Here is a 21,777-nt window from a genome sequence, read left to right on the forward strand (position 1 = left end):
CCGGATCCTTTCCCTACCGCCTCAAAACAGTTTGTATCCCAGCCGATATCGAACGAATCGACGGCGGCGCCGTCGCGTCGTCGCGGCCGAGCGGGAACCGCTACGCCCCCGTCTCCCGTCCGAGCGCGACCGCGAGGCGGTCGGCGATCCGGCCGGCGACGGCGTCCTTCGAGCCGACCGCCTCCTCCGGCTCGGTCCCCTCGCCACCGACGAGGAGGACGCGCGTCTCGTCGTCGCCCATCACGCTCGCGTCGTTGGCGACGACGAACGCGAGGTCGACGCGGTCGCGGATCCGCTCGGCCTCCGCGACCATCGCGGCGTCGTCTCCCGACGTCTCGGCCTTGAACCCGACGATCGGCAGGTCCGGGTACGCCTCCCGCACCGAGTCGATAAGCTTCGGCGTGGGGCGGAGGTCGACGGAGAGCGGCGACCCCGACCGGATCTTCTCGTCGACCGCGTCGGCGGTGAAATCGGAGATGGCCGCCGCCGACACCAGCGCGTCCGCCGTGGCCGCCGTCCGCCGACACGCCCGCATCATCTCGTCGGCGGTCTCGACGGCGACGACGTCGGCGTAGGGGACGTCCGGCCCGTCCTGTACGAGCGTCACCTTCGCGCCGCGGACGTAGAGCGCGCGGGCGACCGCTCGCCCCGTCTTCCCCGACGCCCGGTTCGTCAAGATCCGGATCGGATCGATGCGCTCCTTCGTCGCGCCCGCCGTGACGACGACGTGCGCGCCCGCCAGCGAGTGGGGAGTCGTCGCGCGGGCGACCTCGGTGACGATCTCGGCCTCGGCGGCGATCTTCGCCTTCCCCTCCTCGACCCGGGGGTCCGCGAACGCCACGCCCCACGCCTCCAGCCGGTCGAGCGCCTCCAGCACGCCCGGGTGGTCGTACATCGGCTCGTGCATGGCGGGCGCCATCACGACCGGCACGTCCGCGCCGAGCGCGGTCGTCGCGCAGGTGGTCACGGGCGTGTCGTCGATCGCGGCGGCGACCTTCCCGGCGGTGTTGGCGGTCGCGGGCGCGAGCAGGAGCACGTCGGCCCACCCGTCGCGGCCGCACAGCTCCACGTGTTCGACGTCGCCGGTGATCTCGGTGACGACGGGCTCGTCCGTCGCGAAGTCGACCGCCCACGGGTGGACGATGTTCGTCGCCGCCGGGGACATGACGGCGCGCACGCTCGCGCCCTGGCGGCGGAGCTCGTGGGCGAGTTCGACGACCTTCACCGCCGCGATGCTCCCCGAGACGCCGAGCGCGACGTTGACCCCCTGTAGCATTACCGAGACCGTTCCGCCCCCGGCGGCTTATAAGGTGTCGTTGCGGAAGGGGCGCGGCGACACCTTCTCGATGCGTCTCTGCGAGCGTCGTTTATAAACCGATACTGCGGTGGCGCGCCGGTGAGCGCCCGTGAGGGCGCGAGCCGAGCGCGAGGGAGTCGCTGGCGCCGGCGGCGCCAGCGACGAGGTTGGGGAGGTGTGAGGTTGCGGTGCTGTGCGGAAAGGGGTGGGACTCAAAGGGGCAGTCGCGAGGGCGAAGCCTGACGACGCAAGGACCGCAGGGAGAAAGCAACGCGAGCGGTCGAGGAGCACAGCGAGTCACGCGAGCCGTCGCGACTGGGGCTTTGGGGGTGTTTTCGGTCACACCGACTGCAGCGGCGCATAGCCGAGCGGCTGGGACTTCGGAGGTGTTCACCATCGATCCGTCGTCGACAATTTATAACCGTACGACGTCTTCGACGCTCCCGCGCTCGAACTCCACGTCCGTTCCGTATCGACCGAACCTATTCGGGCGTCGCTCCCGTACCGTAGCCCGATGAAGGTGGGGCTCATCTCGGACGTCCACGCGAACCTCCCGGCGCTCGAAGCGGTCCTCGACGACATGCCCGCAGTCGACCGGGTCGTCTGCGCCGGCGACGTGATCGGGTACAACCCGTGGCCGGCCGAGTGCGTCGAGCGCGTGCGCGAGGTGGCGGCGAAGACGGTCAGGGGGAACCACGACCGCACGGTCGAAACCCCCGAGCGGTACCGCGCCAACCGCATGGCCGAGGCCGGGCTCGAACACGCGAAGGAGACGCTCTCGGACGACCAGCTCGCGTGGCTGCGCGGGCTCCCGCGCGCCGAGACGTTCGCGGGTGGCCGGTACCTGCTGGTCCATTCGCACCCCGCGGCCGAGCGCGAGGACGCCTACGTCTACCCCGAGGAGTTCCCGAACCTCGACCGACACATGGGCGACTACGACGGGATCGTCCTCGGGCACACGCACGTGCAGGGGAAGCGGGCCGTCGCCGGCGGCGTCGTCGTCAACCCCGGCAGCGTCGGCCAGCCGCGCGACGGCGACCCGGACGCGGGGTACGCCGTGCTCGACGCGGCGACCGACGAGGTGGACCTCGAGCGGGTCGCGTACGACGTCGACCGCGTGAGCGAGGCGGTCGCCGACGCCGGGCTCCCCGAGCGCACCGCGGAGCGGTTGTATCAGGGGAAGTGAGGTCCGAGCGGGCCGAACGCCCGGGACGGAACGGCCCGCCTCACGGCCAGAGCCCGAGGAGAAGCAGGACGTTCCGCGCGGCGGTCGCGAGCGAGAGGAGGCCGACGCCGGCGCACATCAGCGTCGCGACGAGCCGCCGGGTCCCCCCGGCGACCGCGACGGGGATCCCGATGACGACCATCCCCGCGGCCTTGGTGAGGAGCATCCCGGGGACGAGCCCGAAGGCGGCGATGAGGGCGGCGCCGACCGGCGAGCCCTCGACGTACTGTCCGCCGCCGATCGCGACGTACGTGGACGCCACGTCGGCGGCGACCCCGACGGCGAAGAGGGCGAGCGCGGCGGCGAGTCGCGAGGGCACTGCCACACCGCAGGCGACGGACCATAATAAGCTTCCGGGGAGACCGCGTATTCGGGAGACGAGAGCCGGGTACGCCCTGCTTACCGGGCTGGCCGCGGACCGCGCACAGCACGAATCCATTTAAACCGACGCACCGCCTACGATCGGTAATGAGTTCGTCCGACGACGAGTACGAGATCGCTGTGGTCGGCGGCGGGCCGGCCGGGTTGACGACCGCGCTGTACGGGGCCCGACTGGGCCACGAGACAGTGCTGATCGACCGCGGCGGCGGGCGCGCGGCGATGATGGCCGACACGCACAACGTGATCGGCGTCACCGAGGACGTCTCCGGCAACGAGTTCCTCGCGACCGGCCGCGAGCAGGTGGAGTCGTACGGCGGGGCCTTCGAGCGCGGCTTCGTCACCGACGTGACCGAGACCGAGGACGGCCGCTTCCGGCTGACGACGAACGACGCCGAGATCCTCGCCGACCGCGTCGTGCTCGCGACCGGCTTCTCCGACGAGCGCCCGGACCCGCCGCTCCCGCGGACGGGGAAGGGGCTCCACTACTGCCTCCACTGCGACGCCTACATGTTCGTCGACGAGCCGGTGTACGTGATGGGCCACGGCGAGGCCGCCGCCCACGTCGCGATGATCATGCTGAACGTCACCGACGACGTGGATCTGCTGACCCGCGGTGCGGAGCCGACGTGGAGCGAGGAGACCGCCGCACGGCTGGAGGCGCACCCCGTCGATATCGTCCATGAAGACGTGACCGGCGTCGAGAACGACCCCGAATCCGGCTGGCTCGAGGCGCTGGAGTTCGAGGACGGGTCGCGCCGCGAGTACCGCGGCGGCTTCCCGATGTACGGCTCCGACTACAACACCGCCCTGGCCGAGGGGCTCGGCTGCGACCTCACCGAGAGCGGCGAGGTCGACGTCGACGACCACGGGCGCACCAGCGTCGAGGGCGTGTTCGCGGTCGGCGACCTCACCCCCGGCCACAACCAGGTCCCCGTCGCGATGGGACAGGGCGCGAAGGCCGGGCTGGCCATCCACAAGGACGTCCGCGAGTTCCCGCGCTCGACCGAGGCGATCGCCCGCGACGGCCCCGTCGACGCCGACGAGGTGCCCGCCATCCCCCCTGAGCTCATGGCGACCGCGGTCGCCCACGAGGGGCACGCCGGCGGCCCGCGCGAGGGGGCGGACCGCGAGATCGAACCCGAGGCGCCCGCGGCCGACGACGACTGAGGCCGGCGCCCCGGTCGCGAGGCTCCGATACCGACCCTTTTTGATCCGCACCGCCCGACGGTCCCGTATGGGAACCATCGACGCGGACTTCACCGGCGAGACGGTCGTCGTCACGGGCGGATCGAGCGGGATCGGCCGCGCGGTCGCGACCGCGTTCGGCGACGCGGGGGCGACCGTGATCAACGCCGACGTTCGAGCGGCGCCGAAGGACGTCGACGCCGAGACGCCCACGCACGAGGCGATCGAGGAGCGCGGCGGGACCGCCGCCTTCGTCGAGACCGACGTCTCCGAGCCGACGCAGATCGAGACGGCGATCGAGGCGGCCCGCGAGTTCGGCGGGGTCGACGTGATGGTGAACAACGCGGGCGTCCACCGCAGCCTCGGGTTCCTCGACGTCGCCCCCGAGGACTTCGACGCCGTCCACGGCGTCAACCTCCGCGGCGCGTTCTTCGGCACGCAGCTCGCCGCCCGGGACATGATCCACCGCGGCGTCGACGGTGCGATCGTGAACACCTCGTCGACGACGGCGGAGCGCGCGGAGCGGAACCACTCGCACTACGCGGCGACGAAGGGGGGCGTGCAGATGCTCACCCGGAGCGCGGCGCTCGAGCTCGACGGCCACGGGATCAGAGTGAACGCCGTCGCGCCGGGACCGATCGCCACCGAGATCCGCGAGGGCTGGTCCGAGGAGGCGAGCGAGATCGGCGACTCCGGGAGCCTCCCGTCTCGGGCCGGGACCCCCGCGGACCTCCCCGGCGCGTACCTCTACCTCGCCTCCGAGGGCGCGAGCTACGTGACCGGCGAAACGGTGTGGGTCGACGGCGGGGCGAGTCTGTGAGACCGTGATCACTCGCTGAGCGGAGCGATGTCTCACACGGTTCACGCAGTCGTCGAGAAATGCGCCGGCCGGGATTTGAACCCGAGCCATGAGATTGGAAGGATAGCTGGCCTCTACCTCCCGAAATCGTGCCTTTAGCGGGAACAGTTTTTGGATTATTCCACCAACAAATCTTGTAACCACAACTACGCTAACCAACAGCTGGTAAATACGGGTGTACGATGACCGATCGTCTTAGAATGAGTCCCAGTCGTAAGAACTCGTACCGTTTATTGCGTTATTAAGTAAAGAAACGACCATTGTGAGGGCAATAACAGTCGCTAGAAACATCGACCCCCGCGGAAGATACGTATATACATCAAGGAACCCGCTCATATCAAAGAACATGGACATATTGTACAGAAAGATGTATGTAATTTCAATTCCCGGTATCCTCAATTCGATAGAATCCGCTATGCGCTCACCCACAGTCATACATTCAATCATAATTCAAAAGTGATAATTTTTCTGGGACCCATTTGTCTGATTGTATTGACCGATTCGTGAGACCTCTGGATTGACTGATCCGACCAGCTGTTTTTCTGGTTCCATGTGAGATACGCGCCCTCTATTCAGTACACAATTCGTGTCAGAGTTGAAGGATTTCAACAGAGTCGGCGAACATGTAACTATAAGCTTTTCATCGAGAAGGCTCGCGGGAAATGAGACATATAGATAGTAGGTGATCTGTTGGAATCTTCTGAAGTTGATGTTTTCACACTCTCAATCGCTCAGTACAGAAAGAATGCTTAATGCTTCACAGTCAGGTTTCAGTTTTCAGTCACAGTGATCGCATATTCGTAGTCTTGTGAATTCCGATCGCCGATCGTTTCCATAACGGTGAAACCGTATTCGTAGGTGCCAGTTTCGGCATCCGGAGCAACGTGAACTGGCACATGGAGCGTCACACGGGTACAATCATTCCAAACATAATATGGCGGACAGGAGTCGGCTTGAGAATCTATCGATGGTGTGAAATCGATGTCTCCAAATCTTACGGGCGCATCAGTGGACCCACATTTGTACAACCGCGAGTCGAACGAGAATGCTGTGATGCCGTCTACCTGTATCTCGAAAGTGTCCGAGTCACCCGGTGTAAGTTCCAATTCGTCTACTTGGACATTCGGTGGCCAGTTATCCTCTCCCGAACAAGACGGACCGCTCCTAAGGCATCCGCCCAAAACTACGGATGCCATAGGTACAGTTCCGGCGAGAAATTGGCGTCTTTTCATTGGTTCAGTATGACTTGACTGAGAACAAGTGCCTTCGGGTGAAATGAAATTCCAAAACGAGTAGGTACTCTATGACCGGGTTCAATAAGCACCTCTACCTAATGACGATTTCAGTAGAAGATCATCGAATATATAGAATTTCACCGGATCTCCACTAGTGTAATTCTTCGACGAGCGCAGCAACTGCCTCGTCGACGAGATCGCTGTCAAGGCGACCTTGCCAGAAGTCGATATCCTCGTGGTCGATTGATTGGACTCCCCACGGGACAATCCGACTCACATCCGGGATCTCACCACGAAGCCAACTCCCACTAGGAATGTCGATCAGGCCGTCCATCCAGGATTTCGATGTCAAGGTGAGCGCAATATACTGCTCGCCGTGGAACGGACGGCCTTCATGATTCGAGAGAATGAGCCAAGGCCGAGCATCTTCCTCGCCTTTGAACGGATCATCCCCGTAGACGACGTCGCCACGCTCGAAAATCGGTCTCTCTTCGTCGGTCACTGTTCGTCCTCGACGCTCGGATGTGGTTCCTCGGGTGCGTGTTCGCGCCAGGACTCCTTGTCCTCTGTACCGAGTCGCTGGTTGAACAGGGCGGTCGCTCGTTCGTACCCGCCGTATCCGTCGAGTCGCTCTGTGTCGTCGGTTATCGCCCAGTACGTCGCTTTGTGTTCGACGAGATCGCGGTCCTTCAGTCTCGAGAGCGCGGTGCTGACCGCGCCCTCATCGAGACCGATCTGAGAGGCGATTTCGCGGGCCTTGAACGCGCGATCATCGTTGGCGGCGAGAAATCCGAGAACCTGATCCGGGACGGAAAGTTCCTCGAGTTCGTCCTCGCTCGTCTTCTCGAAGGTATCTCGGTCGATGGACATCGTTGAGCAGAAATACGGTGTCAATCGTAATGAGTGTTAGGTGTGAAAGCGACGAAATTGCTGAAGGGGATACTCCGCCCCTAGCCTCGTCAAAGCAGTTCGAGAATCGTATACCTTGAGACGGCCAGTCTCAACTACTATGATCGTTGAGTACACCGTAACTACCTAACGGTGGTTTCGTAACCCAAGATGACGAAACCAATACCCAGAATCTCAGCCAGAAAATTCTCATTTTCGAGCAATTATATCGGGTGACAGAGATGGATTACCTCATCGAGTCGGGGAGAGAGTAGAGATCGGCACTTGATGAGGTGGAACCGGTAGTCACGACAGACGACACCTTCTCGTAACGACGCACCGAGTCGGCGTCACCGATGCTTTGAGTCGGAGAGTATTCTCGTTCGCACCGTTCTCAGCTCAGACCACGAGATAGCTGAACTGTGCTATTCAATACTTCCGAATAATGATAAGATCTGGACCAGCTCAGATTTAGTGGTAGGACCACTTTTCGACTGATATTCTTTCCGATAGCACTGGATAGAGAATTGACTACAGAGAAGGTCTCTGTCGGAGAGTGCGCCGGCCGGGATTATGAACCAGAGGAAGACGGTCCTGCTCGCCCACTTCGTTCGCTGCGCGGGCTGCGACTTCCAGGGTTCAAATCCCTCTCGGCGATTTCTCTCACTTCGTTCGAGAAATGCGCCGGCCGGGATTTGAACCCGGGCCATGAGCTTGGAAGGCTCAGGTCCTACCACTAGACCACCGGCGCGCGCGGGTGCGTCCGTCGCTGACGCGTGTAGACGTAGGCCGAACGAATCCAATAAACGTTCCGTGTTCCCGACGGCGAACCGATCGGCGGAGGCCGATACGCCTCGAATCGACGGGATCGTATTTAAAACACCACAATATCAGGACCCGTTCCCGAACGCTTAGAACGTTTTTCAGGCGTTTAGAAGCCGCTTGGGTACATATACGCGTAGACCTTCAACATTCACCCGTGAGGTGAGCACCATGTCATACCAATCGGGGAATCCACTGGTCGACGAGGTCGAGTTCGCGCTGGACGGTCCGTGGGCGGCGTACTGGATCGCCTTCCTGCGCGTGGTGACCGGCTGGTGGTTCTTCCACTCGGGAATCACGAAGGTGATCGAGAGCGGGTTCTCGTACACCTACGGAAGCACCTACATGCAGGGAATGAGCGGGACCGCGCTGGGCGGCATCCCGGTCTGGATGGGGAACAACCTCGCGTGGCTCATCGAGCCGGGCGTCCCCCTGTTCGAGACGCTGATCGGGCTGGCGCTGATCTTCGGCGCCGTGACCCGACTGGCCGCGTTCGGCGGGGTCATCTTCATGACCCTGTTCTGGGTCGGCAACGCCGGCTTCGGTCACGGGCTGGTCAACAGCGACTTCATGGGACTGCTGCTGTTCATCACCGTGATCATGCTGTCGGCCGGGCGCTACTACGGGCTCGACGCGCTCATCGAGAAGCTCGACGTCGTCGAGCAGCACCCGAAACTCCGCTACCTGCTCGGTTAAGAGGTGACATCCAATGACGAACATCATCGACAAGGCGGCGATGGCGCTGAGTGCGGGACTAATGTTACTCGGGCTCGTCGGCATGGGGATCCTGGAGATCCTCGCCGGACAGCCCTACAGTCCCGCTCCGATCACCAACGAGGCGGGCGAGGTGGTGGCGACCCCGCTCATCTCGCCGCAGATCCGGACCGGACTCGTGCTGGCCGGGATCGCGGTGCTCGGCCTCTACGCGGCATACAAGCTCGTGACGCCGCTCGCGGACGACGCGAGGGCTGGCCACGAGACCGTGGCCGACTGAGCCCGTGACCCGACCGCCGCGGTAGGCGGTGCGATTACTCTTCTGCGTCCGCGCTCGACGATCCGTCGACGAGCCCCGGCTCTGCTTCCCGATCGGGCCCGTCGTCGGCCGCGGCGACTACGGCGTAGCAGTTCCCGCTGGAGACGTCGACGTCGACGGCGTCGAGCGCGCTCTCGGCGATGTCCGCCTCGAACTCCGCCGGCGAGTAGATGTGGTAGTAGCGGGGGACGACCTCCCCGCCGGGAAGCGTCCAGTCGACGGTCGTGTCGAACCCCTCCTCCCGGTCGAAGCGGTCGTGGGCGGTGCTCCACGCGCTCACGAGCGCCGTCCCCTCGGGCGCGAGGACCCGCGCGAGCTCGTCGAGGCTCCGGACGCGGGCGGCGCGCGGTGAGAGGTGGTGGAGCGTGGCGACGTACGTGGCGAGCCCGACCGCGCCGTCGGCGATCGGGAGGGCGGCGGCGTCGCCGTGAACGAGGTCCAGCGCGTCGGCGAAGCCGCTCTCGCGGGCCCGCGTCGCCGCCTCGCGCAGGAGCTCCCGACTCAGGTCGACGCCGACGACCGACTCCGAGCGCGCGGCGAGCAGTTCCGCGTGGCGGCCGTTGCCGCAGCCGACGTCGAGCGCGCGCGTCGCCCGGCGCCCCTCGAGGAACGACTCGACCTCGGGCCACGCGTACTCGCGGGTCTTCGCGAAGTGCGCGGCGATGCGGTCGTAGGTCGCTTGCGGGTCCGTCTCCATGTCCGAGGGTCGGCGCCGAGCGACATAGCTCCGGTGACTGGCGGCCGCGAGGACGGGCGACGCCCCGACCCGCTCGACCCGTCACACCATGCCGATGACGGCGAAGGTGAGGAGCGTCAGTACGAGGAGGACGACCACGTGTTTCACGCCGTCCCTGACCGAACCCTCGCCGAGCTGGCCGGCGACGAGGCCCGAGCAGACGGCCTGTACGGCCGCGGCGTGGAAGAACAGCTGCTCGTAGGCGAACGCGTCGATGTCGCCGAGGCCGTCGGTGATCCCGGTGGGACCGCTCGGCGCGCCGGGGACGCCGCCCGTGCCGCCGGCGCCCGGGACCGCGGCCTCCTCGATGGCCGGGATGAAGGAGACGGACAGCGAGGCGATGATCCCGAGGAAGACGAGGAAGGAGATGTAGATCACGATGAGGTACGTGAGCATGACCTGCCGGCGCTCCCGGCGGAGCGACCACGTCGCGCGCGCCTCGTCGGCCGCGATCCGGAGCACGGGCCCGATGTCGCCGCTCGCGTGCATCGCGTTCGTCACGAGCGCCACGGCCCGGGAGGTCATCGGCGACCGGACGCGACGCTCCAGCCGGCGGAGCGCGGTTCCCACGTCGGCGCCCCAGTCGATGTCGCGGCGGGTGCGTTTCAGGTCGGCCGTCAGCTCCTCTAAGTTCGAGTCGGCGACCCGGCGGACGCTGCCGACGACGGAAGTCCCGGCCTCGTTGACGCTCGCGAGGCGGTCGAGGAAGTCGGGCACCGACGACTCGACCCGGCGGACGCGGCGCTTCCGGACCTCGTAGACGACCGCGTAAACCGCGAGGACGAACGCCGTCGCGACGACGGTCGGCGTCTCGATCTGCGCGACCATCTCGGTCGGCGTCCCCAGCGTGACCGGGAACGCGAAGACGAGCAGCCCGAGGACCGCGAGCGGAACGGTCACGAGGAACGACGTCCACGGTGCCTCGATCACGTTCTCGACCGGCGACGCGGCCCACCGACGCAGCCCTCGGACCCGGTCGTACGCCCGGAGCCGCTCGCGGCTGGCGGCCCAGCGATCCCGACCGGTCCCGTCCGCGACGCCGCCGTCGGCCGCGACGCTCGGGGCGCCGCCATCTCCGGTCGGATCGTCGACGGCGGGTTCGTCGCCGGCCGGGTCGTCGTCGACCGACTCGGAGAGGTCGACGCTCTCCGTTCCGCCGACGCCCTGCGTCACGCTGTCGACGTAGACGACGAACCCGAACGTCGCGAGCGGGACGCCGAGGTAGACGACGACGCGGAGCAGCGGGAGCGTGTCCTCCAAGACGAGCCCGATGACGACGAGGATGGTGATGAAGAAGAGCGGCCCGGCGACGAGCGCCGTGACGTACGCCTCCGCGAACGTCGAGAGCAGCTCGAGGTACCGCTCCTGTTTCGACTCGGCCTCCTCCTGGTACAGCTCGTACTGGTCGGCGAGGAACGCCGAGATCGACTGGCCGGTGCCGAGGACGGACGCGAGGTTCTCCGAGAAGTCGGCCAGGTCGTCGCTCGGCGTCCGGCGCGCGGTGCGCTGGAGCGCGGTCAGCGCGTCCGTGCCGAACGCGTTCATGTCGCGGACGGCGACCGACAGCTCCGCGGCCGCCTCGCCGTACACCGCCTCGTTCTCCGCGAGCGTGTCCATCACGCGCGGGAACGCCATCCCCGACCGCGAGAGCGCGTACATGAACGCGACCGTGCGCGGCAGGGTGGCGTCGATCTCGGCCGCCCTGGCGTGCGCCCGCTGCCCGAGCAGCTCCCACCGCCCGTAGTACGTCCCGGCCGCGAGGGCCGAGCCGAGCGTCGCCGAGGCGAACGCGAGGAGGAGGAACAGCCGCGGCAGGGTGAGTGTCGAGAGCCCCGCGACGCCGGCGAGGAACGACAGCGAGGGTGGCAGCGCCGCGCGGATCGCCGCCGCCCCGACGTCGAGCGCGGAGAGCAGCGCGGCCGCCGCGTACACCCCGAGCACGCTCCCCGCGACGCCGAGCGCGCCGGCGTACAGCAGCGTCTTCGAGGCGTACGCCCGGTGAGTGCCGGGGACGTGGGCGGCGTGCAACAGGTCGCGCTGGCGCCGTCGCCGCGGGCCGTCCGCCGCGACGTAGTCGCCGAACAGGGACAGCGCGACCCGCGTGACGAACAGGTCGGCGCGACGGGAGACTGCCGGGAGCAACAGCGCCAGACACAGCCCGAACGCCGCGAAGAGCGGGAGCGAGGCGATCATTCGAACGCGTCCCCGGCCCCCGACGAGGGCGCCGCACCGATCGCGCCCTCGTCGACGCCGTCGTCGTCCGCCGCCCGCTCCTCAAGTCGGTCCATCACGCGGTCGGGGTCGGCGTAGTACTCGTTGACGAGGGCGGTGAAGGTTCGGTAGTCGGTGATGCCCAGCGCGCGGAGCAGCTCGAGGAAGCGCTCGCGCCGACGGGTCTCGCGGAGCAGCTCCGAGCGAGACCAGCCGCGCTCGTCGGCGATCTCCTCCATGAGCGACGAGTCGTTGCGGCGGAACTCGTCGGTCTCCGCGTTCCACTCGAACGCCGACGAGTAGTCGAGCTCGCCGGTGCGCTGGTCGATGCCGCCGATCTCGCCGATCGTCTTCGCGCGGCGGACGCGCTGGTCGCCCGAGCGGGTGAGCGTCTGGATCGAGAGCATATCGAGCGACTGGACCATCGCGCGCGGCACGTTGATCGGCTCGTTCTCCAATCGGTTGATCACCGTCTCGATCGAGTCGGCGTGCATCGTCGAGAAGGTGGTGTGACCCGTGTTCATCGCCTGGAACAGCGTGATCGCCTCGTCGCCGCGCACCTCGCCGACGACGATGTACTCGGGGCGGTGGCGCAGCGCCGAGCGGAGCAGGTCGTACATGTCGATGTCGGTCCCCTCGTAGCGGCGCTCGCGGGTGACCGAGGAGAGCCAGTTGTCGTGGTATAAGGAGAGCTCGCGGGTGTCCTCGATTGTGAGCACCTTCGCGCGCGGCGGGACGAACATCGACACCGCGTTCATCGAGGTGGTCTTTCCCGAGGCGGTGCCGCCGGCGAAGATGAGGCTCTTGTTGTGCTCGATACAGAGCCAGAAGTACGCCATCTGCTCGACCGAGAACGTGCCGTACTCCACGAGGTCGATCGGCGTGAACGGGTCCTCGGCGTACTGACGGATCGTGAACGCGGAGCCGCGGGGGGTCACCTCCTCGCCGAGGGCGAGCTCGGCGCGGGAGCCGTCCGGCAGCGTCGTCTCCACGATCGGGTCGCCGACGGAGACGTGGCGCCCGGACTGCTGGGCGAGCCGGATGACGTAGTTGTCGAGCTCCCCCTTCGGGAAGGAGACGTTCGTCTCGATGTCGGTGTAGTCGTCGTGGTAGACGAAGATCGGGAGGTCGTAACCGTCACAGGAGATGTCCTCGATGTGGCGGTCGTTCAGGAGGGGGTCGACCTTCCCGTAGCCGCGGAAGTCGCGGTAGAGGTAGTACGCGAGCGCGTGGAACGTCGCCATCCCGGCGTCGACGCCGTACCCCTCCAGCAGCCCCCGCAGCTCCTCGCGGAGCGTCTCCTCGTCGGTCTTCCCGGTCCCCTCGCGGTACAGCAGGGGGTCGCGGATGTCGTCGACGACGCGGTCGAGGAGGTCGCGTTCGAAGTCGTCGAGGTCCGGCTCGACCGCGTAGTACCGGTGTTCGCTCTCCGCGTCGTCGTAGGTGATCACGACGTACGCGTACGGGGCGTTCACCCAGTAGCGGTCGATCTCGCGCTCGCCGTCCGGGAGGGCGAAAGAGGCGAGCTGGCCGTCCTCGCCCGGCCGGAAGGGGCGGACGTCGAGCTCCGACCCCCGCAGCACCTCCCACGTTCGCGAGAGCCGTTTCCGGAGCGCTTCGAAGCGGTCCCCGGCGTCCTCGCGCGCGTCACTCGCCATCTGATTACGAGGGCGTACGCGGCGTGGCGGTTTAAATTCCACCGGGCGATTATCAGCCGCGAGGTCGGGGACGATCGGTGAGGCCGAACCCGCGGCGTCAGCTTCGGCCTCGGCCGTCCGCGCGCGGTCCGGCCCGTTACGTTGATAGGTGCAGACCGCAAACAACCGCGTAGGCAATGCGGCGTGACTACTTCGAACTGACCGTCGAGGGCGTCGGCGACGACGCCGACGACCGGGCGACGCCCCTGGTCCGGATCGACTTCCACGGGCCGGAGGGGCTCCTCCGCGAGCGGCTCTCGGACACGGACGGCGAGCTGCTCGAAGCCTCCGAGGTCGACGTGGCGTTCCGGCTCCGAGAACCGCTCGCGGACGCCGCCGACCCGGAGGGCGTGGTCGGCGTGACGAACCGGTACACCGGGGACTTCGTGTTGGAGCTCAACGAGACCGCCACGGACGTTCTCCCGTTCATCCACGCCGCGCGCGACTCGGCCGGCGACGAGGACGCCCGCTACCGCGTCGAGATCGACGTCGAGGGCGAGCGGCTCGTCGCCTACGACAAGGACACGTTCCTCGTGTACGACCACGAGGGGAACCTCCTCCGCAGCGAGAGCCTGATCCCCTCCGGCGTGGAGCTGTAGCGCCGGTCCCCCGTACCCCTTCTTCCGCGACCGCTCAGAAACTCACGTTGTCGCCGACCAGCCGCACCTCGTCGCCCGGGCGCAGGTCGAACGCGCCGTCGCCGCGGCCGTCGTTGACGTCGCACTCCACGTAGCCGTGGCTCCCGACGGTGACGAGCCGGTCGCCGGGGTCGACCGCGCCGAACGTCTCCGCGACGGGAGTGAGCTCGCCGTTCACTCGGATCCAGTCGCTGCCGCGGACCAGCTCTCCCGGGACGTTGGTGACGACGTTGCCGAACCGGTCGATCACGAGCACCTCGCCGTCGACGGCGACGGGGTCGCCCGCCTCGTCGCGCTCGACGGTCGGTTCGGGGAACGCGATGTCGACGGGGTCGGTCGCGGGCGAGAGGTCGACCATCGATTCGAGCGCGGCCGCGACCCCCTCGGGACCCGCGTTCGCGGGATCGTCGTCGAGCCGCGCGCGGATCCGCGCGGCGACGGGGGCGAACACGTCGCGGCCGTGGAACGTCTGGCTCGCGGGCTCGTCGACGTCGACGACGAACGCCTCGACCTCGGCCGCCGCTTCCGCCCCCGCGAGCGCCCTCGCGGGCGGCATCGCGAGCCCGTTGTCGGGCGCGACGAGGACGTGGGCGCCGGCGCGGACGACGAGGGCGTCCCGATCGGTGCCGACGCCGGGGTCGACGACGGCGCAGTGGACGGCGGGCAGGAACTCCGGGAGGACGAAGCGCAGCCAGAAGGCGGCCGCCCGCGGGTCCCCGCGCGGGAGGTCGTGGGCGACGTCGATCATCTCGGCGTCGGTGTGGCGGCGGATCACTCCCTTCATCGCGGCCGGGTACGGCGAGCCGAAGTCGGACGTGAGCGTGATCATGAGCGATCCGCGGGCCGGTGGACTCTTAAAAGACGCCGTTGCGGTCGGAGCGGACGCGTAGGCGGGTCGACCCGCCTGCGCGTCCGACGGCGGACCGACCCGCCTACGCGTCCATCGGAGGCTCGCCGTTCGTGTCCGTCTCGGCGATCCGGCGGATGCGCTCGACGCCGTCGACCTCCTGAATCACGTCGATCACGGCCTCCGGGACGAGCGCCTCCCAGTCGGTGCCGTGGATCATCCGCTCGCGCAGCTCCGTCCCCTCTAACACGTCGCGGCGGAACATGGGTGAGCCGCGCACCTCGACGTCGGCCTCCTCGAACAGCCGGACGACGAGCGGGTTGTTCGAGTAGGCCACGTCGAACCGCGGGGTCATGCTCTGGACGTGGCTCACCCACACGGAGTTGCGGTCGAGGTCCTCGATGGGGACGACGTAGGTGGTGACGTCGAGGTGCTCGACGGCCTTCGTCACCATCATCACGCGCTCGCCGGCCGTGAACGGGTTCCGGGTGGTGTGGGAGTCGCCGGCGGAACCGATCCCCAGGACGAGCTCGTCGACCTCGCCGGCGATCTCCTCGACCATGTGTCGGTGGCCGTCGTGAAACGGCTGGTACCTCCCGATGTAGAACCCGCGCATGGATCCACGTTGGGCGGCCAGTATTTATAAACCCCATGGGACCGGCCAAACGGGAATATCGTGGTCTGTAGCCGCTCTCAACGGCTTTTCTCCGTGTCTCTGAGACTCGTCCGCGGGGAGAAAGTATATCAGTAGCCGACCCTTCGTTTTTCCTAGCGATATCCGATTCTATGAGCAACGAAAAGGACGCGAACGACCCGCCGACCGAGGACCCCGATAATCCGGACGAGCCCGGGTCTGAGGCCTCGGATTCGGCGGGGAACGGCGAGGACGCCCCCGACGACGTCGCTCCCGACGACGGCGCCCGCGCGCCCGACGAGGCCGGCGAGGCCGAGGAGTCGGCCGACCGTGAGGAGCCGACGGACGGCGAGGAGCCGGACGGGGTCTGGGACGACGGGATCGTCGTCGACGACGACCCGCGCCCGGACGACGCCGAGACGGGTCACGGGGACGAGACCGGCGTCACCCCCGAGGGTGTCACCGAACAGCACGAGGGCGGCGGCATCGACGAGCTCGGGAGCTCCGTCGAGGTCGAGGGCGCCAAGATCGAAGACGACCCCGACGAGGACGACCTCCTCGGCGGGCTCAAGATCGACACCACCGCCGAACTCGAGATCCCCGACCGCCTCGTCGATCAGGTCATCGGGCAGGAGCACGCCCGCGACGTGATCATCAAGGCGGCCAAGCAGCGCCGCCACGTGATGATGATCGGCTCGCCCGGGACCGGGAAGTCGATGCTCGCGAAGGCGATGTCCGAGCTCCTCCCGAAAGAGGAGCTGCAGGACGTGCTGGTGTACCACAACCCGGAGGACGGCAACAAGCCGAAGGTCCGGACCGTCCCCGCCGGCAAGGGCGACCAGATCGTCGACGCGCACCGGGAGGAGGCGCGCAAGCGCAACCAGATGCGGTCGCTTCTGATGTGGATCATCATCGCCGTCGTGCTGGGCTACGCGCTCATCATCGTCGGCCAGATCCTCGTCGGCATCATCGCCGCCGGGGTCGTCTACCTCGTCTTCCGCTACCTCAACCGCGGCTCCGACGCGATGATCCCGAACCTGCTGGTGAACAACGGCGACACGAAGACCGCACCGTTCCGCGACGCGACCGGCGCGCACGCCGGCGCGCTGCTCGGCGACGTCCGGCACGACCCGTTCCAGTCCGGCGGGATGGAGACGCCCAGCCACGACCGCGTCGAGGCCGGGGCCATCCACAAGGCGAACAAGGGCGTGCTGTTCATCGACGAGATCAACACGCTCGACATCCGCAGCCAGCAGCACCTCATGACGGCGATCCAGGAGGGCGAGTTCTCGATCACGGGCCAGTCCGAGCGCTCCTCGGGCGCGATGGTCCAGACCGAGCCCGTCCCCACCGACTTCGTCATGATCGCGGCCGGGAACCTCGACGCGATGGAGAACATGCACCCGGCCCTCCGGAGCCGTATCAAGGGGTACGGCTACGAGGTGTACATGGAGGACACCATCGAGGACACCCCGGAGATGCGCCGGAAATACGTCCGGTTCATCGCCCAGGAGGTCGCGAAGGACGGCCGTCTGCCCGAGTTCACGGCCGAGGCCGTCGAGGAGGTCATCCTCGAGGCCAAGCGCCGCTCCGGCCGGAAGGGCCACCTCACCCTCCTGTTCCGGAACCTCGGCGGGCTCGTCCGCGTCGCCGGCGACATCGCCCGCGGCGAGGACGCCGACCTGACCACCCGCGACCACGTGCTGCAGGCCAAGGGGCGCTCGCGCTCCATCGAACAGCAGCTCGCGGACGACTTCATCGAGCGCCGGAAGGACTACGAGCTGCAGGTCTCCGAAGGGTACGTCGTCGGCCGCGTCAACGGGCTCGCCGTGATGGGCGAGGACTCCGGGATCATGCTCCCGGTGATGGCCGAGGTCGCGCCCTCCCAGGGCCCGGGCGAAGTGATCGCCACGGGCCAGCTGAAGGAGATGGCCCAGGAGTCGGTGTCGAACGTCTCCGCGATCATCAAGAAGTTCTCCGACGAGAACATCTCGGAGATGGACATCCACATCCAGTTCGTGCAGGCGGGCCAGCAGGGCGTCGACGGCGACTCCGCGTCCATCACGGTCGCGACCGCCGTCATCTCCGCGTTAGAGAACGTCGGGGTCGACCAGAGCCTCGCGATGACCGGCTCGCTGTCGGTGCGCGGCGACGTGCTCCCCGTCGGCGGCGTGACCCACAAGATCGAGGCGGCCGCGAAGGCCGGCTGCACCCGGGTCATCATCCCGCAGGCGAACGAGCAGGACGTGATGATCGAAGACGAGTACAAGGAGATGGTCGAGATTATCCCGGTCTCGCACATCAGCGAGGTCCTCGACATCGCCCTCGAAGGCGAGGCCGAGAAGGACTCGCTCGTCTCCCGGCTCAAGTCGATCACCGGCTCGGCGCTGAAGGAGGGGAGCGTCTCCGGCCCCTCCAGCCCGAGCCCGCAGTAGGACCGCCCCACCACCACTCCCGATGCCGAATTGGGCGGCGTTCGCGCTCGCGACCGCCGCCCTGACGCTGTCGCTTCTCTATCTCACCCGTCGCTCTCAGCGCCTGCTGGAGCGGGCGCGGATCGCCGACTCCCGGAGCGAGGTCGACGTCGAACGCGAATTCGAGGGAGAGCGCGACGACGCCGACGCGCCGCCCGACGGCCGCCCGGTGCTCACGACGCGGCTCCTCCTGGCCAACGCCGCGACGTCGCAGACGGTCGGGTTCGTCGTCCTCGTCGCGGTCGCGTGGTGGACCGCGGTGCCGGCGGCGGCGTTCGGGATCGGCGGAGCGCACCCGACGCTCGGCTTCCCGGCGTTCGCGTCGCTCGGAAGCCCCGCGCTCGCGGGGCTCGGCGTCGCCGCGGGAGTCGGGCTCGCCGCCGGCAACGAGGCGGCCGCGCGGCTCGGGACGCGGGCAGGCCTCGCACCGTCGGACCGGCTCCGCGCCGCGATGGCTCCCGGGACGGCCGGCGAGTGGGTCCTGTTGCTCGGCGTCGCGCTGCCGGTCGTCGCGCTCTTCGAGGAGGCGCTGTTCCGCGGCGCGCTGGTGGGCGCGCTCGCGGCGGGCTTCGCGGTCGATCCGTGGCTCCTCGCGGTCGGCTCGTCGGTCGCCTTCGGCCTCGGCCACGGGGCGCAGGGGCGCCTCGGCATCGCCGTCGCCGGCGCGCTCGGACTCGCGCTCGCGGGGCTGTTCGTCGCCACGGGGAGCCTCCTCGTCCCCGTCGTCGCTCATTACGTCGTCAACGCCGCCGAGTTCGCCGCCCACGAAGGGCCGTAGCGAATCTGTCGCGGTCGGGAGCGGCTCCGCCCCCTTTTTGTTCCACCGGGACTTACGGCGGACGATGAGCGGGAAACCGACCGTCGGCGAGTACATGACCCGCGACGTCGAGACCGTGAGCCCCGACGAGACGGTCGGCGAGGTGGCTCGGCGGATGGCCGAGAGCGACGGCCACAACGGGTTCCCCGTCACGCAGGGCCGGACCGTCGAGGGGTTCGTCTCGGCCGCCGACCTGCTGCTCGCCGACGACGAGGCCCCCGTCTTCACCGTGATGTCCGACGACCTCATCGTCGCGCACCCGGACATGAAGGTGACCGACGCCGCCCGGGTCATCCTCCGCTCCGGGATCCAGCGGCTCCCGGTCGTCGACGACGCCGACAACCTCGTGGGGATCATCTCGAACACGGACGTGGTCCGTTCGCAGATCGAGCGCGCCACGCCGAGCAAGGTCGGGAAGCTGATGCGGACCCTCGAGCAGATCCACGGCGTCGCGCTCACCGAGGAGCGACGGGAGGTCCGACTCACCGACCTCATTCCGACGCAGGCGCGGGTGTACGCCGACGAGCTGGAGGGGCGTCAGTACGAGCTGGAACGCGGGCTCGCGGAGCCGCTGGTCGTCATCGACAACGGCGGCACGCTCCACCTCGCCGACGGTCACCACCGGGTGATGGCCGCCCACGAGGCGGGTATCGAGACGATGGACGCGTACGTGATCGTCCCCGAGCGCGCGGTCGACCTCGGGATGGCCAAGACCGCCGAGAAGGAGGGGTTGGACGCCATCACCGACATCGAGGTCGTCGACTACGCGCGTCATCCCCTCGTGGAGACGACGAAGCGGCTGCAGTGACCGGGGACGCGGAGCGTCGGCGACCGGGGTCGACGACAGGTGGCTTTTTGTAATTAGACGGAAACGTGTCAGACATGGGATCACGTATTCGACGCGCGCTCTCCCGGGCAACGCTCGCCGCGGTCGGCGGGGCCGCCGGCGCCGCGGTCGGCGGACTGATCAGTCGACAGGCCGCGAGCAGCGGCGCCGCGCTCGGCGCGTTCGCCGGCGCGACCGTCGCGGACGTCCGCTCCGATCCGGGCGGCTTCCTCGCCGCCCTCCGGTCGGACGACGATGACGAGGCGCTCGACGAGGCCGACGACGCGACGACCGCGTAGCGAGGCGACGAGCCGGGCCACCGAGCGCCCGTGGCCGTTCGGGAACGCCTATACGCCGGGGGCGAGTAGCCGCCGGTAATGACGGACACCGACGACGACGCGGCCTGGTTCGCGGGCCGCGCCGGGGACGAGACGGCCGGTGACGAGGCGGCCGCCGCCGCCCGCGACCGGATCGCGAGCGGGGAGGCCGACGAGCCGCGCGACTGGCCGGCGCTCGCCGTCGACTCCGGCTTCGCGGAGTCGACCGACGACTACTACGACCGGCTCCACGAGGCGGCCGTGGCGGCGACCCGCGCGACCGTCCGCGAGCGCGAGCGCGCCGACGATCAGCAGCTGATCCACGCCGTGCGGGCGATGGACGACTGCGAGCGCACCGCCAACGAGCTGGCCGAGCGCGCCGCCGAGTGGGCGGGGAGCCTGTTCGACGACGCGGAGCCGGGGATCGAGGGCGCCCGCGCGGTGGCGGCACGGGAGCCCGAAACCGAACTCGAGCGCCGGGCCGTCTCGCTCGCGGAACGAGTCACCGACCTCGCCGCCGAGCGCGACGCGCTCGCCGAGACGATCGACCGGGTCGCGCCCGCGGTGGCGCCGAACCTCGCCGAGATGGCCGGGCCGGAGCTCGCGGCGCGACTGATCGCGCTCGCCGGCGGGCTGGAGTCGCTGGCGAAGAAGCCCTCCGGCACGGTGCAGGTGCTCGGCGCGGAGGACGCGCTGTTCGCGCACCTCTCCGGGCGCGCGCCCTCGCCGAAACACGGGATCATCTTCACCCACGACTACGTCCGGAACACCCGGCCCGAAGACCGGGGGTCGGCCGCGCGGGCGCTCGCCGGGAAGCTGACGCTCGCGGCCCGCGTCGACCACTACGCGGGGGAGCGCCGGGAGACGCTCCACGCGGAGCTCCGCGAGCGGATGGCGACGATCCGGGCGCGGGCGGAGGCGGACGACGAGAGCGGCGGTCCCGACGACGCCGCCGCGGAGACGGAGGGCGACGCGTGAGCGAGCCCGACCTGCCGGACGGCGTCGAGCGCCGCGAGATCGCCGGCGAGACGCGGCTGGCGACGCGCGGCCCGTCCGTCTACGGCGAGCCGACCGCCGACGGCTGGCGGGCGTGGGACCCGGAGCGCTCGAAGCTCGGCGGGATGCTCGAGCTCGGGTTCGACACCGGGCTGGCCGGCGGCGAGACGGTGCTGTACCTCGGCGCCGCGAGCGGGACGACCGTCAGCCACGTCGCCGACTTCGCGGGACCGACCTACGCGGTCGAGTTCGCCCCGCGTCCGGCCCGCGACCTCCTCGACGCCGCGGAGCCGCGCGACCGGCTGTTCCCGCTGTTGAAGGACGCCCGGAAGCCGGAGACGTACGCGCACGTCGTCGAGGCCGACGTCGACGTCGTCGTCCAGGACGTGGCGACGCGGGGACAGGCGACCGTGGCGGCGCGGAACGCGCGGTTCCTCGCGGACGACGGGCGGCTGCTGCTCGCGGTGAAGGCGCGCAGCGAGGACGCCACCGCGGAGCCGAGCGACGTGTTCGAGGCCGCGCTCGACGAGCTCCGCGAGACGTACGAGATCCTGGAGACGCGGCGGCTCGACCGGTACCACGAGGACCACCTCGGCGTCGTCGCGACGCCGCGGTAACGTAGCCGTCGCGACGCCGCAGTGACGGACCGTGGCGACGCC

22 protein-coding genes and 1 tRNA gene are annotated in these 21,777 nt (G+C 68.3%); 12 read left to right on the top strand and 11 right to left on the bottom strand.

From position 1 onward, the window contains the following. Positions 1-100: 100 nt before the first annotated feature. A complete protein-coding gene (gene coaBC / locus FGM06_RS10255; RefSeq protein ID WP_144799157.1) occupies positions 101-1,276 on the bottom strand; it encodes a bifunctional phosphopantothenoylcysteine decarboxylase/phosphopantothenate--cysteine ligase CoaBC in 1,176 nt (391 codons plus the stop codon). 535 nt (positions 1,277-1,811) lie between these two features. Here coaBC and FGM06_RS10260 point away from each other — a divergent pair. Continuing rightward, complete coding sequence (locus FGM06_RS10260; RefSeq protein ID WP_144799158.1) at positions 1,812-2,483, top strand: metallophosphoesterase family protein; 672 nt, start codon at positions 1,812-1,814, stop codon at positions 2,481-2,483. 40 nt (positions 2,484-2,523) lie between these two features. Here FGM06_RS10260 and FGM06_RS10265 read toward each other — a convergent pair whose 3' ends face one another. Then, a complete protein-coding gene (locus FGM06_RS10265) occupies positions 2,524-2,841 on the bottom strand; it encodes a hypothetical protein (protein ID WP_144799159.1) in 318 nt (105 codons plus the stop codon). Between the two features lie 149 nt (positions 2,842-2,990). On the opposite strand from FGM06_RS10265, the gene FGM06_RS10270 reads away from it, so the two are divergent. Then, complete coding sequence (locus FGM06_RS10270) at positions 2,991-4,070, top strand: NAD(P)/FAD-dependent oxidoreductase (protein WP_144799160.1); 1,080 nt, start codon at positions 2,991-2,993, stop codon at positions 4,068-4,070. 67 nt (positions 4,071-4,137) lie between these two features. Continuing rightward, positions 4,138-4,908 carry an SDR family NAD(P)-dependent oxidoreductase gene (locus tag FGM06_RS10275; protein ID WP_144799161.1) on the top strand — a complete coding sequence of 257 codons (771 nt, stop codon included), beginning with the start codon at positions 4,138-4,140 and terminating at the stop codon, positions 4,906-4,908. 234 nt (positions 4,909-5,142) lie between these two features. Here the strand turns inward: FGM06_RS10275 and FGM06_RS10280 are convergent, their stop codons facing one another. The 4 genes from FGM06_RS10280 to FGM06_RS10295 form a co-directional block, all read right to left on the bottom strand. Next, on the bottom strand, positions 5,143-5,382 hold the full coding sequence (locus FGM06_RS10280) for a hypothetical protein (RefSeq protein WP_144799162.1): 240 nt from the start codon (positions 5,380-5,382) through the stop codon (positions 5,143-5,145). 951 nt (positions 5,383-6,333) lie between these two features. Further along, complete coding sequence (locus tag FGM06_RS10285) at positions 6,334-6,684, bottom strand: type II toxin-antitoxin system PemK/MazF family toxin (RefSeq protein WP_144799163.1); 351 nt, start codon at positions 6,682-6,684, stop codon at positions 6,334-6,336. Beyond that, positions 6,681-7,052, bottom strand: coding sequence for a MarR family transcriptional regulator (locus FGM06_RS10290; protein ID WP_144799164.1), 372 nt, complete (start codon positions 7,050-7,052; stop codon positions 6,681-6,683). Before FGM06_RS10290 ends, FGM06_RS10285 begins: the two co-directional genes overlap by 4 nt. A 698-nt stretch (positions 7,053-7,750) precedes the next feature. Continuing rightward, positions 7,751-7,821 (bottom strand) — tRNA-Gly (locus tag FGM06_RS10295). A gap of 242 nt (positions 7,822-8,063) precedes the next feature. Between FGM06_RS10295 and FGM06_RS10300 the strand changes: the two genes are divergently transcribed. Both FGM06_RS10300 and FGM06_RS10305 read left to right on the top strand, forming a co-directional pair. Continuing rightward, positions 8,064-8,588, top strand: a complete 525-nt coding sequence (locus FGM06_RS10300; RefSeq protein ID WP_144799165.1) for a DoxX family protein — start codon at positions 8,064-8,066, stop codon at positions 8,586-8,588. A 13-nt stretch (positions 8,589-8,601) separates the two neighbouring features. Continuing rightward, positions 8,602-8,886, top strand: coding sequence for a hypothetical protein (locus FGM06_RS10305; protein ID WP_144799166.1), 285 nt, complete (start codon positions 8,602-8,604; stop codon positions 8,884-8,886). 34 nt (positions 8,887-8,920) lie between these two features. Here FGM06_RS10305 and FGM06_RS10310 read toward each other — a convergent pair whose 3' ends face one another. From FGM06_RS10310 to FGM06_RS10320, 3 genes are all read right to left on the bottom strand, one after another. Continuing rightward, positions 8,921-9,622 carry a class I SAM-dependent methyltransferase gene (locus FGM06_RS10310; protein WP_144799167.1) on the bottom strand — a complete coding sequence of 234 codons (702 nt, stop codon included), beginning with the start codon at positions 9,620-9,622 and terminating at the stop codon, positions 8,921-8,923. 81 nt (positions 9,623-9,703) lie between these two features. Further along, complete coding sequence (locus FGM06_RS10315; RefSeq protein ID WP_144799168.1) at positions 9,704-11,854, bottom strand: type II secretion system F family protein; 2,151 nt, start codon at positions 11,852-11,854, stop codon at positions 9,704-9,706. Beyond that, complete coding sequence (locus FGM06_RS10320; RefSeq protein ID WP_144799169.1) at positions 11,851-13,530, bottom strand: type II/IV secretion system ATPase subunit; 1,680 nt, start codon at positions 13,528-13,530, stop codon at positions 11,851-11,853. The genes FGM06_RS10315 and FGM06_RS10320 overlap by 4 nt, the downstream gene beginning before the upstream one ends. Before the next feature lie 176 nt (positions 13,531-13,706). On the opposite strand from FGM06_RS10320, the gene FGM06_RS10325 reads away from it, so the two are divergent. After that, positions 13,707-14,168 (top strand): DUF5793 family protein, encoded by a 462-nt coding sequence (locus FGM06_RS10325; protein ID WP_144799170.1) that lies wholly within the window; start codon positions 13,707-13,709, stop codon positions 14,166-14,168. A gap of 34 nt (positions 14,169-14,202) precedes the next feature. On the opposite strand, the gene FGM06_RS10330 is transcribed toward FGM06_RS10325, so the two are convergent. Both FGM06_RS10330 and FGM06_RS10335 read right to left on the bottom strand, forming a co-directional pair. Next, on the bottom strand, positions 14,203-15,036 hold the full coding sequence (locus FGM06_RS10330) for an SAM hydrolase/SAM-dependent halogenase family protein (RefSeq protein ID WP_144799171.1): 834 nt from the start codon (positions 15,034-15,036) through the stop codon (positions 14,203-14,205). Between the two features lie 103 nt (positions 15,037-15,139). Further along, the gene (locus FGM06_RS10335) at positions 15,140-15,670 is read right to left on the bottom strand and encodes a nicotinamide-nucleotide adenylyltransferase (protein WP_144799172.1); all 531 of its coding nucleotides are present in this window, start codon (positions 15,668-15,670) and stop codon (positions 15,140-15,142) included. A 170-nt stretch (positions 15,671-15,840) separates the two neighbouring features. Between FGM06_RS10335 and lonB the strand changes: the two genes are divergently transcribed. From lonB to FGM06_RS10365, 6 genes are all read left to right on the top strand, one after another. Beyond that, positions 15,841-18,123 carry an ATP-dependent protease LonB gene (gene lonB / locus FGM06_RS10340; protein WP_144799173.1) on the top strand — a complete coding sequence of 761 codons (2,283 nt, stop codon included), beginning with the start codon at positions 15,841-15,843 and terminating at the stop codon, positions 18,121-18,123. 22 nt (positions 18,124-18,145) lie between these two features. After that, positions 18,146-18,940 (top strand): CPBP family intramembrane glutamic endopeptidase, encoded by a 795-nt coding sequence (locus tag FGM06_RS10345; protein WP_144799174.1) that lies wholly within the window; start codon positions 18,146-18,148, stop codon positions 18,938-18,940. Positions 18,941-19,004: 64 nt separating this feature from the next. After that, positions 19,005-19,787, top strand: a complete 783-nt coding sequence (locus FGM06_RS10350; RefSeq protein WP_144799175.1) for a CBS domain-containing protein — start codon at positions 19,005-19,007, stop codon at positions 19,785-19,787. Positions 19,788-19,861: 74 nt separating this feature from the next. Continuing rightward, positions 19,862-20,104: a hypothetical protein gene (locus FGM06_RS10355; RefSeq protein ID WP_144799176.1), complete on the top strand. Its 243-nt coding sequence runs from the start codon at positions 19,862-19,864 to the stop codon at positions 20,102-20,104. 78 nt (positions 20,105-20,182) lie between these two features. Continuing rightward, the gene (locus FGM06_RS10360; RefSeq protein WP_144799177.1) at positions 20,183-21,100 is read left to right on the top strand and encodes an NOP5/NOP56 family protein; all 918 of its coding nucleotides are present in this window, start codon (positions 20,183-20,185) and stop codon (positions 21,098-21,100) included. Further along, entirely contained in the window at positions 21,097-21,735 is a 639-nt protein-coding gene (locus tag FGM06_RS10365; protein WP_144799178.1) for a fibrillarin-like rRNA/tRNA 2'-O-methyltransferase, read from the top strand. The genes FGM06_RS10360 and FGM06_RS10365 overlap by 4 nt, the downstream gene beginning before the upstream one ends. The last annotated feature ends 42 nt before the right edge of the window (positions 21,736-21,777 follow it).

The organism is Halorubrum depositum, assembly GCF_007671725.1.
Classification (GTDB): Archaea; Halobacteriota; Halobacteria; order Halobacteriales; family Haloferacaceae; genus Halorubrum; species Halorubrum depositum.

Excerpts from the sequence above, each read along its gene's own strand:
- FGM06_RS10315 (WP_144799168.1), bottom strand. The coding sequence starts at position 11,854 with ATGATCGCCTCGCTCCCGCTCTTCGCGGCGTTCGGGCTGTGTCTGGCG.
- FGM06_RS10350 (WP_144799175.1), top strand. The coding sequence starts at position 19,005 with ATGAGCGGGAAACCGACCGTCGGCGAGTACATGACCCGCGACGTCGAG.
- coaBC (WP_144799157.1), bottom strand. The coding sequence starts at position 1,276 with ATGCTACAGGGGGTCAACGTCGCGCTCGGCGTCTCGGGGAGCATCGCG.
- lonB (WP_144799173.1), top strand. The coding sequence starts at position 15,841 with ATGAGCAACGAAAAGGACGCGAACGACCCGCCGACCGAGGACCCCGAT.
- FGM06_RS10270 (WP_144799160.1), top strand. The coding sequence starts at position 2,991 with ATGAGTTCGTCCGACGACGAGTACGAGATCGCTGTGGTCGGCGGCGGG.
- FGM06_RS10325 (WP_144799170.1), top strand. The coding sequence starts at position 13,707 with ATGCGGCGTGACTACTTCGAACTGACCGTCGAGGGCGTCGGCGACGAC.
- FGM06_RS10275 (WP_144799161.1), top strand. The coding sequence starts at position 4,138 with ATGGGAACCATCGACGCGGACTTCACCGGCGAGACGGTCGTCGTCACG.
- FGM06_RS10290 (WP_144799164.1), bottom strand. The coding sequence starts at position 7,052 with ATGTCCATCGACCGAGATACCTTCGAGAAGACGAGCGAGGACGAACTC.
- FGM06_RS10345 (WP_144799174.1), top strand. The coding sequence starts at position 18,146 with ATGCCGAATTGGGCGGCGTTCGCGCTCGCGACCGCCGCCCTGACGCTG.
- FGM06_RS10355 (WP_144799176.1), top strand. The coding sequence starts at position 19,862 with ATGGGATCACGTATTCGACGCGCGCTCTCCCGGGCAACGCTCGCCGCG.
- FGM06_RS10360 (WP_144799177.1), top strand. The coding sequence starts at position 20,183 with ATGACGGACACCGACGACGACGCGGCCTGGTTCGCGGGCCGCGCCGGG.
- FGM06_RS10280 (WP_144799162.1), bottom strand. The coding sequence starts at position 5,382 with ATGACTGTGGGTGAGCGCATAGCGGATTCTATCGAATTGAGGATACCG.
- FGM06_RS10320 (WP_144799169.1), bottom strand. The coding sequence starts at position 13,530 with ATGGCGAGTGACGCGCGCGAGGACGCCGGGGACCGCTTCGAAGCGCTC.
- FGM06_RS10300 (WP_144799165.1), top strand. The coding sequence starts at position 8,064 with ATGTCATACCAATCGGGGAATCCACTGGTCGACGAGGTCGAGTTCGCG.
- FGM06_RS10260 (WP_144799158.1), top strand. The coding sequence starts at position 1,812 with ATGAAGGTGGGGCTCATCTCGGACGTCCACGCGAACCTCCCGGCGCTC.
- FGM06_RS10330 (WP_144799171.1), bottom strand. The coding sequence starts at position 15,036 with ATGATCACGCTCACGTCCGACTTCGGCTCGCCGTACCCGGCCGCGATG.
- FGM06_RS10335 (WP_144799172.1), bottom strand. The coding sequence starts at position 15,670 with ATGCGCGGGTTCTACATCGGGAGGTACCAGCCGTTTCACGACGGCCAC.
- FGM06_RS10305 (WP_144799166.1), top strand. The coding sequence starts at position 8,602 with ATGACGAACATCATCGACAAGGCGGCGATGGCGCTGAGTGCGGGACTA.
- FGM06_RS10310 (WP_144799167.1), bottom strand. The coding sequence starts at position 9,622 with ATGGAGACGGACCCGCAAGCGACCTACGACCGCATCGCCGCGCACTTC.